Source organism: Streptomyces sp. NBC_01335 (assembly GCF_035953295.1).
Classification (GTDB): Bacteria; Actinomycetota; Actinomycetes; order Streptomycetales; family Streptomycetaceae; genus Streptomyces.
Genome location: NZ_CP108370.1, coordinates 6,063,724 through 6,080,624, shown reverse-complemented (window position 1 = coordinate 6,080,624; position 16,901 = coordinate 6,063,724). Strand labels below are relative to the sequence as shown.

Annotated in this window: 17 protein-coding genes; 3 read left to right on the top strand and 14 right to left on the bottom strand. The window is 71.2% G+C overall.

Annotated elements, in window-relative coordinates; all coding sequences use genetic code 11:
- Positions 1 to 225: 225 nt before the first annotated feature.
- From OG599_RS26225 to OG599_RS26195, 7 genes are all read right to left on the bottom strand, one after another.
- Complete coding sequence (locus OG599_RS26225; RefSeq protein ID WP_327178413.1) at positions 226 to 894, bottom strand: potassium-transporting ATPase subunit C; 669 nt, start codon at positions 892 to 894, stop codon at positions 226 to 228.
- Between the two features lie 5 nt (positions 895 to 899).
- The gene (gene kdpB / locus OG599_RS26220; RefSeq protein WP_327180199.1) at positions 900 to 2,996 is read right to left on the bottom strand and encodes a potassium-transporting ATPase subunit KdpB; all 2,097 of its coding nucleotides are present in this window, start codon (positions 2,994 to 2,996) and stop codon (positions 900 to 902) included.
- Between the two features lie 26 nt (positions 2,997 to 3,022).
- Positions 3,023 to 4,687 (bottom strand): potassium-transporting ATPase subunit KdpA, encoded by a 1,665-nt coding sequence (kdpA, locus tag OG599_RS26215; protein ID WP_327178412.1) that lies wholly within the window; start codon positions 4,685 to 4,687, stop codon positions 3,023 to 3,025.
- A gap of 6 nt (positions 4,688 to 4,693) precedes the next feature.
- Positions 4,694 to 4,783: a K(+)-transporting ATPase subunit F gene (kdpF, locus tag OG599_RS26210; protein ID WP_078075662.1), complete on the bottom strand. Its 90-nt coding sequence runs from the start codon at positions 4,781 to 4,783 to the stop codon at positions 4,694 to 4,696.
- A 403-nt stretch (positions 4,784 to 5,186) separates the two neighbouring features.
- On the bottom strand, positions 5,187 to 5,957 hold the full coding sequence (locus tag OG599_RS26205) for a DUF3710 domain-containing protein (protein ID WP_327178411.1): 771 nt from the start codon (positions 5,955 to 5,957) through the stop codon (positions 5,187 to 5,189).
- 1 nt (position 5,958) lies between these two features.
- Complete coding sequence (dut, locus tag OG599_RS26200; RefSeq protein ID WP_327178410.1) at positions 5,959 to 6,489, bottom strand: dUTP diphosphatase; 531 nt, start codon at positions 6,487 to 6,489, stop codon at positions 5,959 to 5,961.
- The gene (locus OG599_RS26195; RefSeq protein ID WP_327178409.1) at positions 6,486 to 7,070 is read right to left on the bottom strand and encodes a PaaI family thioesterase; all 585 of its coding nucleotides are present in this window, start codon (positions 7,068 to 7,070) and stop codon (positions 6,486 to 6,488) included. Before OG599_RS26195 ends, dut begins: the two co-directional genes overlap by 4 nt.
- A 58-nt stretch (positions 7,071 to 7,128) precedes the next feature.
- Here OG599_RS26195 and OG599_RS26190 point away from each other — a divergent pair, with 58 nt between their 5' ends.
- A complete protein-coding gene (locus OG599_RS26190) occupies positions 7,129 to 7,596 on the top strand; it encodes a DUF3093 domain-containing protein (RefSeq protein ID WP_327178408.1) in 468 nt (155 codons plus the stop codon).
- A gap of 128 nt (positions 7,597 to 7,724) precedes the next feature.
- Here OG599_RS26190 and OG599_RS26185 read toward each other — a convergent pair whose 3' ends face one another.
- The 4 genes from OG599_RS26185 to OG599_RS26170 all read right to left on the bottom strand — a co-directional run bounded on the left by OG599_RS26185 (position 7,725) and on the right by OG599_RS26170 (position 11,312).
- On the bottom strand, positions 7,725 to 8,693 hold the full coding sequence (locus OG599_RS26185; protein ID WP_327178407.1) for a hypothetical protein: 969 nt from the start codon (positions 8,691 to 8,693) through the stop codon (positions 7,725 to 7,727).
- 12 nt (positions 8,694 to 8,705) lie between these two features.
- Positions 8,706 to 9,002, bottom strand: coding sequence for a DUF4193 domain-containing protein (locus OG599_RS26180; RefSeq protein WP_003965732.1), 297 nt, complete (start codon positions 9,000 to 9,002; stop codon positions 8,706 to 8,708).
- Between the two features lie 406 nt (positions 9,003 to 9,408).
- Positions 9,409 to 10,650 (bottom strand): sensor histidine kinase, encoded by a 1,242-nt coding sequence (locus OG599_RS26175; RefSeq protein ID WP_327178406.1) that lies wholly within the window; start codon positions 10,648 to 10,650, stop codon positions 9,409 to 9,411.
- Between the two features lie 8 nt (positions 10,651 to 10,658).
- Positions 10,659 to 11,312, bottom strand: a complete 654-nt coding sequence (locus OG599_RS26170) for a response regulator transcription factor (RefSeq protein WP_275491683.1) — start codon at positions 11,310 to 11,312, stop codon at positions 10,659 to 10,661.
- A gap of 450 nt (positions 11,313 to 11,762) precedes the next feature.
- Here OG599_RS26170 and OG599_RS26165 point away from each other — a divergent pair, with 450 nt between their 5' ends.
- Positions 11,763 to 11,936: a hypothetical protein gene (locus tag OG599_RS26165; protein ID WP_327178405.1), complete on the top strand. Its 174-nt coding sequence runs from the start codon at positions 11,763 to 11,765 to the stop codon at positions 11,934 to 11,936.
- A gap of 172 nt (positions 11,937 to 12,108) precedes the next feature.
- Here the strand turns inward: OG599_RS26165 and OG599_RS26160 are convergent, their stop codons facing one another.
- Complete coding sequence (locus OG599_RS26160) at positions 12,109 to 12,909, bottom strand: inositol monophosphatase family protein (RefSeq protein WP_327178404.1); 801 nt, start codon at positions 12,907 to 12,909, stop codon at positions 12,109 to 12,111.
- A gap of 91 nt (positions 12,910 to 13,000) precedes the next feature.
- Positions 13,001 to 14,128: a ferrochelatase gene (locus OG599_RS26155; RefSeq protein ID WP_327178403.1), complete on the bottom strand. Its 1,128-nt coding sequence runs from the start codon at positions 14,126 to 14,128 to the stop codon at positions 13,001 to 13,003.
- Between the two features lie 257 nt (positions 14,129 to 14,385).
- Here OG599_RS26155 and OG599_RS26150 point away from each other — a divergent pair, with 257 nt between their 5' ends.
- Positions 14,386 to 15,702 carry a D-arabinono-1,4-lactone oxidase gene (locus OG599_RS26150; protein ID WP_327178402.1) on the top strand — a complete coding sequence of 439 codons (1,317 nt, stop codon included), beginning with the start codon at positions 14,386 to 14,388 and terminating at the stop codon, positions 15,700 to 15,702.
- An 84-nt stretch (positions 15,703 to 15,786) separates the two neighbouring features.
- Here the strand turns inward: OG599_RS26150 and OG599_RS26145 are convergent, their stop codons facing one another.
- On the bottom strand, positions 15,787 to 16,842 hold the full coding sequence (locus OG599_RS26145) for a hypothetical protein (RefSeq protein ID WP_442809551.1): 1,056 nt from the start codon (positions 16,840 to 16,842) through the stop codon (positions 15,787 to 15,789).
- Between the last annotated feature and the right edge of the window lie 59 nt (positions 16,843 to 16,901).

The window sequence follows — 16,901 nt, the reverse complement described above, 5'->3', positions numbered from 1 at the left end:
GGCCCGTGCGGCAGCCACTGACGACGCTACTCCCGGAGATCCGGGCATTTCGGATGGCGGTTGAGAAGAGTGCGCGTATTGACGCAACCCTGATGCGTCGCACCGCGTGTCCCGCTCACGATGCACGTGGACGCCGCGTGTCCCGCCCGTCCCGGGGAGGGGGGACGGGCGGGACACGCGGCGGCTCCGGGGCTCCGCCGGGCCCCGGAGCAGGTGCCGACGGCGTCAGCCGGCGTTGACGAGTTCCTTCAGCGCGATGTTGAGCTGGAGGACGTTGACGCGGGGTTCCCCGATGAAGCCGAGGACGCGTCCGCTGGTGTGGTCGTCGACGAGCTTGGTCACCTGGTCGACGCCGAGGTGGTTCTGCTCGGCGACGCGGCGGATCTGGAGCTCGGCGTATTCCGGGGAGATGTCCGGGTCGAGGCCGGAGCCGGAGGAGGTGACGGCGTCGGCCGGCACGTCGTCGGGGCTGACCGGGTGGCCGGGGACGGAGTTGTCCTTGACGACCGCGGCCTTGGCGGCGGTGACCCAGTCGATCAGGTCCTTGTTGTCGCCGGAGCGGTTGGTCGCCCCGGAGAGGATGATCTTGTACTGGGTGTTGACGCTGTTGCTGCCGAGGCCGTTGGACGGGCGGGGCTGGAACCACGTGAGGTCCGGGTCCGCCGTCTCCTGGCCGTCCTTGAGGGGCAGGTCGTAGCGCTGGCCGATCAGCTCGGAGCCGACGACCTTGCCGTCGCTGCTGACCTCGGAGCCGTTGGCCTTGTGGGAGAAGAGCGCCTGGGCGACACCGGTGACCGCGAGCGGGTAGATGACGCCGCAGACCAGGGTGAGGACGAGCAGGGCCCTCAGACCGGCCAGCAGCAGCCGGGTCGTGTTTCCTACGGAGGTGTTCATGCCGATCAGCCGATTCCGGGGATGAGGGAGATGATCAGGTCGATGATCTTGATGCCGATGAACGGGGCGATCAGGCCGCCGAGGCCGTACATCCCGAGGTTGCGCCGGAGCATGCTGTCCGCGCCGGCGGGCCGGTAGCGGACGCCCTTGAGGGCGAGCGGCACCAGCGCGACGATGATCAGCGCGTTGAAGACGACGGCGGACAGGATCGCGGACTCCGGGGAGTCGAGCCGCATGATGTTGAGCTTGTCGAGCCCGGGGTAGACCACCGCGAACATGGCCGGGATGATCGCGAAGTACTTCGCGACGTCGTTGGCGATCGAGAACGTCGTCAGCGCGCCCCGGGTGATCAGGAGCTGCTTGCCGATCGCGACGATCTCGATCAGCTTGGTGGGGTTGGAGTCCAGGTCCACCATGTTCCCGGCCTCCTTGGCGGCCGAGGTGCCGGTGTTCATCGCCACGCCGACGTCGGCCTGGGCGAGGGCGGGGGCGTCGTTCGTCCCGTCACCGGTCATCGCGACGAGCTTGCCGCCCGCCTGCTCCCGCTTGATGAGGGCCATCTTGTCCTCGGGCGTCGCCTCGGCGAGGAAGTCGTCGACCCCCGCCTCCTCGGCGATCGCCTTCGCGGTCAGCGGGTTGTCCCCGGTGATCATCACCGTACGGATGCCCATCCGGCGCAGCTCGTCGAACCGCTCCCGCATCCCCTCCTTGACCACGTCCTTCAGGTGCACCACACCCAGCACCCGGGCGCCGTCGGCGTCGTCGACCGCCACGAGGAGCGGGGTTCCGCCGGCCTGCGAGATCCGGTCGGTCAGCGCCTGGGCGTCGTCCGCGACGGTGCCGCCGCGCTCCCTGACCCAGGCCACCACCGAGCCGGTCGCGCCCTTGCGGACGCAACGGCCGTCCACGTCGACGCCCGACATGCGGGTCTGGGCGGTGAACTCGACCCAGACGGCGTGCGCCAGCTCACCGCGGTGACGCTCGCGCAGTCCGTACTTCTCCTTCGCGAGGACCACGATCGAGCGGCCCTCGGGGGTCTCGTCGGCGAGCGAGGAGAGCTGGGCGGCGTCGGCGAGCTCGGCCTCGGTCACCCCGGCTACCGGGAGGAACTCGGCGGCCTGGCGGTTGCCGAGGGTGATGGTGCCGGTCTTGTCGAGCAGCAGCGTCGACACGTCGCCGGCCGCCTCGACGGCCCGGCCGGACATGGCCAGCACGTTGCGCTGCACCAGCCGGTCCATACCGGCGATACCGATCGCGGAGAGCAGCGCACCGATCGTGGTCGGGATCAGACAGACCAGCAGAGCGGCCAGCACGATCATCGACTGCTTGTTGCCCGCGTAGATCGCGAACGGCTGCAGGGTCACGACGGCGAGCAGGAAGACGATCGTCAGGGACGCCAGCAGGATGTTCAACGCGATCTCGTTCGGCGTCTTCTGCCGCGCCGCGCCCTCGACCAGGTTGATCATCCGGTCGATGAAGGTCTCGCCCGGCTTCGTCGTGATCTTGATGACGATGCGGTCGGAGAGGACCTTCGTGCCTCCGGTGACGGCACTGCGGTCACCGCCGGACTCACGGATCACGGGTGCCGACTCGCCGGTGATGGCGGACTCGTCGACGGAGGCGACACCTTCGACGACGTCACCGTCGCCGGGGATGATGTCACCGGCCTCGCAGACCACCAGGTCGCCGATGCGCAGTTCGGTGCCGGGGACCCGCTCCTCGCGGGGCCCGTCCAGCCGGCGGGCGACCGTGTCGGTCTTGGCCTTGCGGAGGGTGTCGGCCTGCGCCTTGCCGCGGCCCTCGGCCACCGCCTCGGCGAGGTTGGCGAAGATCGTCGTCAGCCACAGCCAGGCCGTGATGGCCCAGCCGAACCAGTCGGTGGGGTCCGTGGCCGCGAGCACGGTGGTGAAGACCGACCCGATCAGGACGACGAACATGACCGGGGACTTGACCATCACCCGGGGGTCCAGCTTCCGGACCGCCTCGGGGAAGGAGGTGAGCAGCTGCTTCGGGTCGAAGAACCCTCCGCCGACGCGGGCCGCCGGCTTGGGGTCCGCCGGTTCGTCCGGGTGCGGCGCGGGGGCCGTGGTCAGGGTGGACATCGTGTCCTCTTGCGGGGTTCGTGTGGTCATGACGCCAGCCCCTCGGCGAGCGGGCCCAGGGCCAGGGCCGGGAAGTAGGTCAGGCCGGTGACGATCAGGATGGCGCCGACCAGCAGGCCGCTGAAGAGCGGCTTGTGGGTGCTGAGGGTGCCGGTGGTCTCCGGTACGGGCTTCTGCTCGGCCAGCGAGCCGGCCAGGGCCAGCACGAAGACCATCGGTATGAACCGGCCGAGGAGCATCGCGAGACCGATCGTGGTGTTGAACCACTGGGTGTCGGCGTTCAGGCCCGCGAAGGCGGAGCCGTTGTTGTTCGCGCCGGAGGTGTAGGCGTAGAGGATCTCGGAGAAGCCGTGCGCGCCCGAGTTCGTCATGGAGTTCGGCGGAGTGGGCAGCGCCATCGCCACGGCGGTGAAGCCGAGGACCAGAGCGGGGACGATCAGGATGTAGCAGGCGGCGAGCTTGATCTCGCGGGTGCCGATCTTCTTGCCCAGGTACTCCGGCGTGCGGCCGACCATCAGACCGGCGATGAACACGGCGATGATCGCCATGATCAGCATGCCGTAGAGGCCGGAGCCGACCCCACCGGGGGCGATCTCGCCGAGCTGCATGCCCAGCAGGGTGATGCCGCCGCCGAAGCCGGTGAACGAGGAGTGGAACGAGTCGACCGCGCCGGTGGAGGTGAGCGTGGTGGCGACCGCGAAGATCGAGGAGCCGCCGATGCCGAACCGGTTCTCCTTGCCCTCCGTCGCACCGCCCGCGATGTCGAACGCGGGGCCGTGGTGGGCGAACTCCGTCCACATCATCAGGGCGGTGAACCCGACCCAGATGACGGCCATCGTCGCGAGGATCGCGTACCCCTGCTTGAGCGAGCCGACCATCCGGCCGAAGGTGCGGGTGATCGCGAAGGGGATGACGAGGATCAGGAAGACCTCGAAGAGGTTGGTGAAGCCGTTGGGGTTCTCGAAGGGGTGGGACGAGTTGGCGTTGAAGTAACCGCCGCCGTTCGTGCCCAGCTCCTTGATGACCTCCTGCGAGGCGATCGCTCCGCCGTTCCACTGCTGCGAGCCGCCCATGAACTGGCCGACGTCGTGGATGCCGGAGAAGTTCTGGAGGGCGCCGCACGCGACCAGCACCAGCGCGCCGATCACCGAGATCGGCAGCAGGATGCGGACGGTGCCGCGGACCAGGTCGGCCCAGAAGTTGCCGAGCTCACCGGTACGGGACCGGGCGAAGCCGCGGACGAGCGCGACGGCGACGGCCATGCCGACGGCGGCGGAGACGAAGTTCTGCACCGCGAGGCCGCCGGTCTGCACGACGTGGCCCATGGCCTGCTCGCCGTAGTACGACTGCCAGTTGGTGTTGGCGACGAAGGACGCCGCCGTGTTGAACGCCTGGTCCGGGTCGATCGAGACGAATCCGAGGGAACCGGGCAGGCTGCCCTGGAGCCGCTGGAGCAGGTAGAGGAAGAGCAGGCTCACCGCGGAGAAGGCGAGGACGCCGCGGAGGTACGCGGGCCAGCGCATCTCCGTGTTCGGGTTGGCGCCGATGGCCCGGTACATCCACTTCTCGACGCGCAGATGCTTGTCGGAGGAGTAGACGCGTGCCATGTGGTCGCCGAGGGGGCGGTAGGCGAGGCCCAGCGCGACGATCATCGCGAGCAGCTGGAGCACACCGGCAAGGACGGGACTCATGTCGGGCTAGAACCTCTCCGGGTACAGAAGGGCGAGGACGAGGTAGCCCAGCAGGGCGACGGCCACGACGAGGCCGACGATGTTCTCGGCAGTCACAGCTTCGCCACCCCCTTGGCGATGAGGGCCACCAGCGCGAAGACCGCGATCGTGGTGACGACGAAGGCCACGTCGGCCATCGTGTGCTCCTAGATGAGGTTCGGTTTCTCGGACGTGACGAGCAAACCTCCGGCCAGAGCCTTTGACGCCCCCGTTGATGGCTTCCATACGAGGACGGGCACTCCCTTGACGGCGCCCTTACGTGGCCGATACGCGCCCCTGACGCCGACCCGGCGCGGTGCCCGGTGGCACGCGAAACCACCCTCGGAGCCGGATGCGTGGACGCATGCGTCCACGCATGCGAAAAAGACCGGTGGGCCGCACCCCCCGGGAAAGGGGGTGCGGCCCACCGGCCTGAAAAAGCCGTCCGTCCGTACGGACCGCGCGAGCGGATCCAGCGGATCTAGCGGATCTCGCTGATCTCCGGTCCGCGCTGGAGCTGGCCCATGCCGCCGGAGAACTTGGAGCTCTCCTGCTCCTCCTGCTGGACGCCCTCGGGCACCATCTGGGCGTCGTTGGGAAGCTTGAGGACGATCGGGTCGCGGGGGGCCATCGGGCCCTCGCCGCGGACGACCACGGTGTCCCGGAAGATCTGCTCCAGGAGGCCGGCGGCCTGCGGCTGCACGGCACCCTGGCCCGAGATCACGCCGCGCAGGAACCACCGGGGCCCGTCGAGGCCGACGAAGCGCACCAGCTGGACGCCGTTCTTCCCGTCGGGAAGCTGTACGGGCACCTGGGCGCGCAGCTCCCAGCCGAGCGGGCCCTCGACCTCGTCGATGATCCCGCCCTGCTTGGTGATGCCCGAGGCGATCTCCTCGCGGACCTCGCCCCAGATGCCCTCCTTCTTGGGGGCGGCGAAGGCCTGCAGCTGGATCGCGCTGTCGCGCAGCACCACGGTGGCGGCGACGATCGCGTCCCCGGCCACCTCCACCCTGAGTTCCATGCCCTCGACTCCGGGCACGAAGATCCCGCCCAGGTCGACCCGGCCCTCGCCGGGCCTGGAGACCTCGGAGACGTCCCAGGGTCCGTCCGGCCGCGGGGCCGGCGGAAGGTTCGTCCGACGGGCGCTCACCGCGTCGTCGGCACCATCGAGCTCGTCGGCGACCTGCTCGGTCTCGCGCGCTTCGTCCACCGCGTCCTCGGCGGAACCACTCTTCTTGCGACGTCCGAACACGTCACTGTCCTTCCCGGTCGGATACGACCGAAGCGTAGTTGTTCCCACCCGGGGTGATACCGCCCCCGACACCGTCCACCGCGGCATGACCGCCGGTGGACCCGAATCCCCCTTCGGCCCGTGCCGAGCCGGGAAGTTCCGCGACCTCGTGGAAGCGCACCTTCTCGACCTGCTGGACGATCAACTGGGCAATCCGGTCGAAACGCTCGAACCGCACGGGCTCGCGCGGGTCGAGGTTGACGACGATCACCTTGATCTCTCCACGGTACCCGGCATCCACCGTCCCCGGGGCATTCACGAGGGCTACTCCGCAGCGGGCCGCGAGGCCGGAGCGGGGGTGCACGAAGGCCGCGTAGCCGTCCGGCAGGGCGATCGACACGCCGGTGGGCAGCACCGCGCGCTCGCCCGGGGCGAGTTCCGCGGCCTCGGTGGTCACCAGGTCGGCACCGGCGTCGCCGGGGTGGCCGTACGCGGGAACCGGGACCTCCGGGTCCAGGCGCCGGAGAAGGACGTCGACGGGGGGGCGGGTCACGGGTTCACCTCGAAGGCTCGGGCACGCTTGATCTGGTCGGGGTCGGCCATCGCCGCGTGGATCTCGTCGGGGCGGCCGTTGTCGATGAAGTGGTCGACCTTCACCTCGACGAAGAGAGCGTCGGCCCGCACCGCGACGGGGCCCTCGGGGCCGCCGATCCGGCCGGTGGCGGTGGAGTAGATCTTCCTGCCGTGCACGGCGACGACCCGCGCGTCCAGGTGCAGCACGGTCCCCACCGGCACGGGCGCCGAGAAGTCGGTCTCCAGCCGGCCGGTGACCGCGATGACCCGGAGCAGCCAGCTCAGCGAGCCGAGCGTCTCGTCCAGCGCCGTCGCGAGCACCCCGCCGTGCGCCAGACCGGGCGCGCCCTGGTGCTCGGGGCGCACGGTGAACTCGGCGGTCACGCTCACGCCCTCGCCGGCCCGGGCCGCGAGGTGCAGGCCATGGGGCTGCTCGCCGCCGCAGCCGAAACAGTGTTCGTAGTGCGAGCCGAGAAGCTGCCCGGGCGCGGGCGCCTCGGGGTGCCGCACGGGTGCCACCGCGTCGGCCGGGGGTGTCAGAGCTGCAGATGTTCCACTCACACGCGCAGACCTTACCCGCGAGCCCGACCGCGGGTCTCGCCGTGCCAAGCTTGTTCCCATGCAGCCTTCCGTACCGCCCTTCGACGAACGCCTCACCGCACCCCGCACCTGGTGGCTCATCGCCTTCGGGGCGGGGGTGGCCTGCGCGCTGATGCTCCTGCCGCTCGGCGGCCTGTTCCTGCTCGCGGGGCTGGTCGGCGGCACGGCCGCGACGGCGGTCGTGGTCAGCTCGTACGGCTCCGTCCGCATCCGGGTGGTCGCGGACTCCCTGGTCGCCGGGGAGGCGCGGATTCCGCTCTCGGCGCTCGGGGACGCCGAGGCGCTGGACGCGGAGGAGGCCCGGGCCTGGCGCACGTACAAGGCGGACGCCCGCGCCTTCATGCTGCTGCGCGGCTACATCCCCACGGCGGTGAAGGTGAAGGTGACCGACCCCGCGGACCCCACGCCCTATCTCTACCTCTCGACCCGTGAGCCCGAGGCTCTGATCGCGGCGCTCTCCACGACGCCGGTCGCCGCGCAGGACTGAGCGGGCGACTTCGGGGCTCGGGTCCGGCCCGGGTCCGGCCCGGCGGGTGTCAGGCCACGGCGGGTGTCAGGCCACGGCGTCCCCGGCCCGGCCTCGCCGGGCGGGGAAAGTACGGGCTCGCGCGGCCCTCAGCGGCCCTCCGCCTCCGGAGGGACGACGGCGGGGTCGGCGGGCTGCTCCAGCGCGGGAAGCGCGGTGAGCCGGTCCCAGGGGACCTGGTGTTTCCGCAGGTCCTTCCTGATGTGCCCGGCGAGTTTCCTGGTGTCGCGGCGGTTCATCGCCGCGCCCACGGCCGCGCCGATCATCAAGGGGATGAGGTTGGGCAGGTCGCGCGCCATGCGCTTCATGATCTGCTGGCGCAGCTCGCGTTTCATCTGGCCGCCCAGGGCCGCGTTGAGCGTGACGGGGCGGGTGACGTCGACGTCGCGCTCCTCCGTCCAGGACGTGAGGTAGGCGGTGCTGCGCTGGGCGAGGTTGCCCGGGGGGCGTCTGCCGTAGATCTCGTGGAGTTCGGCGACGAGCTTCAGCTCGATCGCGGCCACCCCGGTGATCTCCGCCGCCAGCTCGGCGAGCATGGCAGGGGGTACGGGCAGCATGGCCGCGGCCCCGATACCGGCGCCCACGGCCGCGGTGGCCTTGCTCGCGCCCGCGATCAGGCGGTCCGCGATCTCCTCGGGACCGAGTCCCGGGAAGTGGCGGCGGAGCGTGGCGAGGTCGCGCACGGGGACACGGGGAGCCGTGTCGATGATCCGGTCGGCCAGATGTCCGGCGACCGCCCTCGCGCTCTCCCCGCCCTTGTGCACTCCCCGTTTCAAAGCGTTCAGCGGCCCGGTCGGGGCCACCTCGGGTGCCGGAGTCCCGTGGTCTCCGGTCTCCCCGGCCTGTCCGGCCCCGTCCGGCAGGCCGGCCGCCGGGGCCACTTCGAGCGAGGCCGGGTGGCCCCGCTCGTTGTCGGTCGTGCCGGAGGGGTCGTGCGGGGCCTTGTGACGCCCGTCAGGGGCACTCAAGCCTTCTGCCGGGCCCGTACCGCCCTCATTAGCCTCCGGCCCTTCACTGCGCCGTGAGCGCCGCTTCCGGAACGGTCTGTCGCCTGTCACGGCGGGCCTGCCTCAGTCGCAGTCGCGGCAGATCGGCTGGCCGTTCTTCTCACGAGCCAGCTGGCTGCGGTGGTGCACGAGGAAACAGCTCATGCAGGTGAACTCGTCGGCCTGCTTGGGCAGGACGCGAACGGCGAGTTCTTCGTTGGACAGGTCCGCGCCGGGCAGCTCAAGGCCCTCCGCGGCGTCGAACTCGTCGACGTCGACGGCGGACGCGGTCTTGTCGCTCCGCCGTGCCTTCAGCTCTTCAAGGCTGTCCTGATCGACGTCGTCGTCGGTCTTGCGTGGGGTGTCGTAATCCGTTGCCATGTCGCTCTCCCCCTCTTGGGTGTCTGCGGGTGTCTCAGCGCACGTAACGCGTGAGAGGCCGGACTTGTGCCCGACCTGAGGCGGAGATTTTGCCTCACATCAAGGTCTGTTACTCAATCGACACCCGAACCGGCCGCTGCTGAGCGGTCGTCTTGGGTGGCGAAGGGGACCGTACACGGTCCGGATGCCGGGGTTCACGGGTGCCACCCCGTGTACTTCCCGTGATACCACCCCCCGAAAACCCGGGCGTTTCCCGGCTTTACGCCCGGAGGGAGCTCACGGAGAGTAGATGCGCCCCCTGAGGCCCCTGTGATCGATCACACAGGGACAAACCGGTGACGCATCACGAAAATTCCGCTCAAAGCGAAAGCGATGGACCCTCCCCCTGATCGCTTCCTGACGCTTTTCAGACGGGCAGAGTGACACGCATCACGAGACCGCCCCCCTCTCGGGGCTCCGCGATGATACGGCCTCCGTGGGCCCGCGCCACGGATCTCGCGATCGACAGGCCGAGACCGACCCCCTTGTCGCTCCCCGTCCGCTCCGTGCGGAGCCTCCGGAACGGCTCGAAGAGGTTGTCGATCTCGTACGCGGGCACCACGGGCCCCGTGTTCGAGACCACCAGCAGCGCCTGCCCGGGGCCGAAGTGGGTGGTGACCTCCACCCAGCCGTCCTCCGGGACGTTGTAGCGCACCGCGTTCTGTACGAGGTTCAGGGCGATGCGCTCCAGCAGGACGCCGTTGCCCTGGACGACGGCGGGCGCGCGCTCGCCGCGGATCTCCACGCCCTTCTGGGCCGCCTCCGAGCGCGCCTGGTCGATGGCGCGCTCGGCGACCTCGGCCAGATCGACCGGTTTGCGCTCGACGATCTGGTTCTCGCTCCTGGCGAGCAGCAGCAGACCCTCCACCAGCTGCTCGCTGCGCTCGTTGGTGGCGAGCAGCGTCTTGCCGAGCTGCTGGAGCTCGGGGGGCGCCGCCGGGTCGGAGAGGTGGACCTCCAGCAGGGTGCGGTTGATCGCCAGTGGGGTCCGCAGCTCGTGGGAGGCGTTGCCGACGAACCGCTGCTGCGCGGTGAACGCGCGCTCCAGGCGGTCCAGCATCTCGTCGAAGGTGTCCGAGAGTTCCTTGAGCTCGTCGTCCGGTCCGTCGAGTTCGATCCGGCGCGACAGATCGGTCCCGGCCACCCGGCGGGCGGTACGGGTGATCTTGCCGAGCGGCGACAGGACACGGCCCGCCATCGCGTAGCCGAAGGCGAACGCGATGATGCTGAGCCCGACGAGCGCCAGCAGGGCCCGGTTCAGCAGGCTGTCCAGCGCGTGCTGGCGCTGGGAGGCCGTGCAGGCCTTGATGGCGTCGTTGAGCTGGTCGTTGTTCTGCGAGGCCGCCAGCTGCGGGCATGTCGTACTGGAGATCCGGACGTTGGTGCCGGACACCTGGAAGGCGGGGCCTCCCGCGTCGTGCAGGGCCTGCGCGGCCAGCATGTAGATGATCGCGAGCAGCAGGATGCCCGCGATCAGGAACATCCCGCCGTACAGGAGCGTCAGCCGTATCCGGATGGTGGGGCGCAGCCAGGGCGAGGTGGGGTCCTGCTGCTTGGGGTCCCAGGTGGGTTTCGGAGGCGCCGTCAGCGGCGCCGAGGACGTGGCCATCGGGTCGCTCAGATCCGGTAACCGGAACCGGGGACGGTGACGATGACCGGGGGCTCACCGAGTTTGCGGCGCAGCGTCATGACGGTCACCCGGACGACGTTGGTGAAGGGGTCGGTGTTCTCGTCCCACGCCTTCTCCAGCAGCTGCTCGGCCGAGACCACGGCACCCTCGCTGCGCATCAGCACCTCCAGCACGGCGAACTCCTTCGGCGCGAGCTGGATCTCCTGCTCGCCCCGGAAGACCTCGCGGCGGTTGGGGTCGAGCTTGATGCCGGCCCGTTCCAGGACGGGCGGGAGCGCCACCGTCGTACGCCGGCCCAGCGCGCGGACCCGCGCGGTCAGCTCGCTGAAGGCGAAAGGCTTGGGGAGGTAGTCGTCGGCCCCCAGCTCCAGTCCTTCGACCCGGTCGCTGACGTCCCCGGAAGCGGTGAGCATGAGCACCCGGGTGGGCATGCCCAGCTCGACGATCTTGCGGCAGACGTCGTCCCCGTGGACGAGCGGGAGGTCCCGGTCGAGGACCACGACGTCGTAGTCGTTGACCTCGACCCGTTCCAGGGCCGCCGCTCCGTCGTAGACCACGTCGACGGCCATCGCCTCACGGCGGAGTCCGGTGGCCACCGCGTCGGCGAGCAGCTGCTCGTCCTCGACGACGAGTACGCGCACGGCACTGTCCCTTCTCAGATGTCGTTCCCGCGGACGTTCCGCACGTCCGGGAAGGGCCCGGCCGGCCCCTTGTCGGGGCACGCCGGGCCGACTGTTCGCGACCATCCTGCCCGCAACACCCATAAACCGGCGGTAAGGCAGCCCCCGGCGACCTGCGGGTTCGAGGGAAATCGAAGAAGGGGGCATATTCACGGGCCAGTTGAGGTTTCTCCCCTTGCGGGCCCGGGGAGGACGCATGCACACCCGCGATCACGCCACGTACGTGGCTCGCCACTGCCGTCCCTTTTCCCGGAGGGACCGCGTGACCGACGGCACCAGGGCGTGTGTCGGAAGTGGCGCCGTCCGCCCGGAGGGCGGGACAGGCGGGACTTTCGACCCACGGCCTGGGGACCAGGCCCGAGAAATCCCGGCACACCCCCGTGCCACCGACCCACGCCGAGGGGGCGCTTCATGGACGCTTTCACCGCAGGTCTTCTTCACCGCATCAGGACGACCGAGTCCGACCTCACCCGTGCCCGCGAGACGGGCGACGACTTCCTCGCGGACGTCGAGCAGAGTGAGCTGGACGATCTGCTGCGCCTCGCCGCCGAACACGGCGTCGAGACCGGCGCCACCACCGTCTGACCGACGCCACCACCGAGCCGCAGCACCACCGAGCCGCACCACCGGACCTCAGCACGACAGTTTCAGCACCAAGGGACCAGCCGCACCGCGGATCACCCGCATCACGTGAGGACGCCCGCCGGATCTCCTTCAGGAGAGCGGCGGGCGTCCTCGCGTCCGGGCCCGGACGGCGTCAGTCGTGCCAGGCGCCCAGCTCTTCGAGGATGGCCTGAAGGGGCTCGAAGACGCCCGGCGAGGCGGCGACCGTCAGGTCCCCGTCGGCCGGCAGCCCCGGGCGCCCGCCGGTGAGCGCGCCCGCCTCTCGGGCGACGAGGTCGCCGGCCGCCAGGTCCCAGGGGTGGAGTCCGCGTTCGTAGTAGCCGTCGAGCCGTCCCGCGGCCACGTCGCACAGGTCGATGGCGGCCGAGCCCCCGCGCCGGATGTCCCGCAGCCGCGGGATGAGCCGCTGGGCAACGTCGGCCTGGTGCGTGCGGACGGTCGCGACGTAGTTGAAGCCGGTCGACACGAGCGCCTGGTCCAGCGGCGGAGCGGGGCGGCAGCGCAGCGCGGTGCCGTTCACGTACGCGCCGCCGCCGCGCACCGCGTGGAAGGTCTCGCCGCGCATCGGCGCCTCGACCACGCCCACGACCCGCTCCCCGTCGAGTTCGGCGGCGATCGAGACCGCCCAGGTCGGCAGGTTGTAGAGGTAGTTCACCGTCCCGTCCAGCGGGTCGATGACCCAGCGGACGCCGCTGGTGCCCTCGCGGCTCGCACCCTCCTCGCCGAGGAAGCCGTCCTCGGGGCGGTGCTCGGAGAGGTAACCGGTGATCAGCTTCTCGGCGGCGATGTCCATCTCGGTGACGACGTCGATGGGGCTCGACTTGGTGGCGGCCACCCCCAGGTCGGCGGGGCGGCCGTCGCGCAGCAGGGCGCCCGCGCGGGTGGCGGCGGTCCGCGCGAGGTCGAGGAGTTCGGCGAGCAGGGGGTCGGTCACGGCGCTCCCAGGGATCGGGGTCGGGCATGGGCGTCGGCGGTGGGACGGCGGGTCGGCTCCCGCCCGGCTGCCCCGAGGCGGGGCGCCGCGGTCAGGCGAACGGGCTGTCGGCGCCCGCGGCGGCCGGCTTCGGCGCCCGCGCGGGGCAGCAGCCGACCGGGCAGAGGTCGTGCGAGGGGCCGAGGGCGCCGAGCGCGCAGCGGTCCACGCGGTACCCCTGCTCGGTGGCGGCGCGCTCCAGCACGAGGTCGCGGACGGCGGCGGCGAAGCGCGGGTCGGCTCCGACGGTGGCGGACCGGCGGACGGGCAGACCGAGCTCGGCGGCCTTGGCGGTGGCCTCGGTGTCGAGGTCGTAGAGGACCTCCATGTGGTCGGAGACGAACCCGATGGGGACCATCACGACCGCCGGGACGCCGTCGCCGTGCAGGGTCTCCAGGTGGTCGCAGATGTCGGGTTCCAGCCACGGGATGTGCGGGGCGCCGCTGCGGGACTGGTAGACCAGCCGCCAGGGGTACTCGACGCCGGTCTCCTCGCGCACCGCGTCCACGATCGTCCGGGCGACGTCGAGGTGCTCGGCGACGTAGGCGCCGCCGTCGCCGTGGTCCTCCACCGGCCCCGAGGTGTCGGCCGCCGACACCGGGATGGAGTGCGTGGTGAACGCCAGGTGGGCTCCGGCGCGCTCCTCCTCGCCGAGGCTCGCGAGCGAGGCGAGCACCCCGTCGGTCATGGGCGTCACGAAGCCAGGGTGGTTGAAGTAGTGGCGCAGCTTGTCCACCCGCGGCACCGTCAGGCCCTCGGCCCGCAGGGTCTCCAGCGCGTCGGCGAGGTTCTCGCGGTACTGCCGGCATCCCGAGTAGGAGGCGTAGGCGCTGGTCGCGAGGGTGAGGACGCGGCGGTGTCCGGCCTCGGTCATCTCGCGGAGGGTGTCGGTCAGGTACGGGGCCCAGTTGCGGTTGCCCCAGTACACCGGGAGGTCCAGGCCGTGGTCGGCGAAGTCCTTGCGCAGGGCTTCCAGGAGGTCGCGGTTCTGGCCGTTGATCGGGCTGACGCCGTCGAAGAGGAAGTAGTGCTTGCCGACCTCCTTCAGCCGCTCCTCGGGGATGCCCCGGCCGCGGGTGACGTTCTGGAGGAACGGAACCACGTCGTCCGGGCCTTCGGGGCCGCCGAAGGAGAGCAGCAGCAGGGCGTCGTAGGGAGCGGGATCGCGCAGATCGGACATGGCTCCGATCCTGCCATCCGCCGACGGGAGCATCGCAACCGACATCCGCCCGGACCGCCGGGGCGGGGTGGGCGGGGGGTCCGCCCCGCGGCCGTGAGTATGATCCCCCTCCAACTGGCCGGGGACATGCCGTTCCTGGCCGTGACGCTCCCTGCCCCGGGCCTCGCCGCCGCACCGCCGGCGGATCACCACGAAGGCCCTCGCCGCACTGGTTCCGGCGGCTCGCGGGCCGGCGCAGACGGGAAGGCGTGGGGAAGATGACCAGCACCGACGCGACGACGACCGCGTGGCGCAACTGGGCGGGGAACGTCACCGCCCGGCCGGTACGGGAGGTCTCGCCCGCCTCCGTGGACGAGCTCGCCGCCGCCGTGCGCCGGGCCGCCGAGGACGGGCTGCGGGTGAAACCGGTCGGCACCGGTCACTCCTTCACGGCGGCGGCCGCCACCGACGGGGTGCTCGTCCGCCCCGATCTGCTCACCGGCATCCGCGGGATCGACCGCGAGGCGATGACGGTCACGGTGGAGGCGGGCACTCCGCTCAAGCGGCTCAACGCCGCTCTCGCCCGGGAGGGCCTGTCGCTCACCAACATGGGCGACATCATGGAGCAGACGGTCGCCGGGGCGACCTCCACCGGCACCCACGGCACCGGGCGCGACTCGGCGTCCATAGCCGCGCAGATCCGGGCCCTGGAGCTGGTCACCGCGGACGGCACGGTCCTGCGCTGTTCCGAGCGGGAGAACCCCGAGGTCTTCGCGGTCGCGCGGGTCGGGCTCGGCGCGCTGGGCGTGATCACCGCGATCACCTTCGCCGTCGAACCCGTCTTCCTGCTGACCGCCCGCGAGGAGCCGATGACGTTCGACGCGGTGACCTCCGGCTTCGACGAGCTGGTCGTCGAGAACGAGCACTTCGAGTTCTACTGGTTCCCGCACACCGGCAACTGCAACACCAAGCGCAACAACCGCAGCGCGTGCCCCTCCGCCCCGCCCGGCCGGATCAGCGGCTGGATCGAGGACGAGCTCCTCTCCAACGGGATCTTCCAGGTGGCCTGTTCGGTGGGCCGGGCCTTCCCCGCGGCCATCCCCTCGATCGCCCGGATCTCCAGCCGTGCCCTGTCGGCCCGTACGTACACCGACATCCCGTACAAGGTGTTCACCAGTCCGCGCCGGGTGCGCTTCGTGGAGATGGAGTACGCCCTTCCGCGCGAGGCGGCCGTGGCCGCGCTGCGGGAGGTCAAGGCGATGGTGGACCGCTCGCCGCTGCGGATCAGCTTCCCGGTGGAGGTCCGTACGGCACCCGCCGACGACATCGCGCTCTCCACGGCGTCCGGCCGGGAGAGCGCCTACATCGCCGTCCACCTCTACCGGGGCACGCCGCACCAGGCGTACTTCACGGCGGTCGAGCGGATCATGACGACGCACGGGGGCCGCCCGCACTGGGGCAAGGTGCACACCCGGGACGCCGGGTACCTCGCGGAGGTCTATCCGCGCTTCGCCGAGTTCACGGCGGTACGCGACCGGCTCGACCCGGACCGGCTGTTCGGCAACGACTATCTGCGGCGCGTGCTGGGCGACTGACGGCCGCCGCGCAGCACGGAGCCCCGGCCGCCGCCCTCACGGGCCGGCGACCGGGGCTCTGCCGGTACCGGGTACGGGTGCGGGTCACTCCCCGCCGGTGTCGCCACCGGCGGCCGGGTCCTGCGTGACCGTGCCGGTGTCGGCGGTCTGCTCGGGCGCGGTGCTCGCGCCGTCGCCGGACGGCGCGGGCGTCGGCGTCCGGGAGGGCGCCGGCGTGGTGGCGCCGTCGGTCGGCGAGGGGGCGGGGGTGGTGGCCGCGCCTCCGTCGTCGGTGGTCGCGGGGGCCGACGCGCCGCCTCCGTCCTGGCCGGTACCGGTGCCGGGGGTGGCGCTCGGTCCGGTTCCGGGCTGTTCGTCGCCGGTGCCGGATTCCGTACCGGCGGGCGGTCGTGGATCGGCCGTGCGCCCGTCACCGCCCCGGACGACGGAGCCCACGGTCGTACCGTTGCCGCCGCTGAGGTCGTTGCCCGAGACCAGCTCGAACCCGGTGATCCCGAGCATCGACACCACGAAGACCACGACGGCCGCCACTACGGGCTTCCGCCGGCTGCGGCGGGCGGTGCCGTGGGTGGTCGCCACCGAGAATCCCTCGCCGGGTCCGTTCTCCCCCGGCGGCAGGCCGGGGCCGGTGATCCGCAACTGCCGGGTGGCGTCGGCCGGCTCGTCCGCCGGGGCGGGGACGGCCCGCAGCAGCCGGGTCCGGTCCGTGTCCGCCCCTGTGCTGTCGGCCGGCCAGGTGCCGTCGATCAGCCGGGTGGTGTCGATCGCCTGCGTACGGTCGGTCACCCGGGTACCCGTGAGGCCGGCGTCGGCACCCGCCGGGACGTACGCGGCGCCGCGGCGGCCGCGCGTCGTCTCGCGGGTCCGTACGGCGACCTGCCTGCCCCCCGGGTTGGTCACCTGCACGGTGACTTCGCGGATCTGCTCGCCCGTGCGGCGGAAGAAGTGCTGGAAGACGGAGCCTCCGCAGGTGGCGACGATGCTCATCACGCCCGCGCCCAGGATCGTTCCGTACACCCCCAGCTGCGAGGCCGCCACGGCGGCCGCGACCGCGGCCACGGCGCTGCCGGCGACCTGCGGCACATTCAGATCTATGCGCCTTTCCTTCGGTTCCGTGTCGCTTTCCGGCTTCTGAACCATTACCAGCCCTTGCTTGACATCTCTCCCACCATGCAACAGGAAGAGACCTTTGGGCGGAG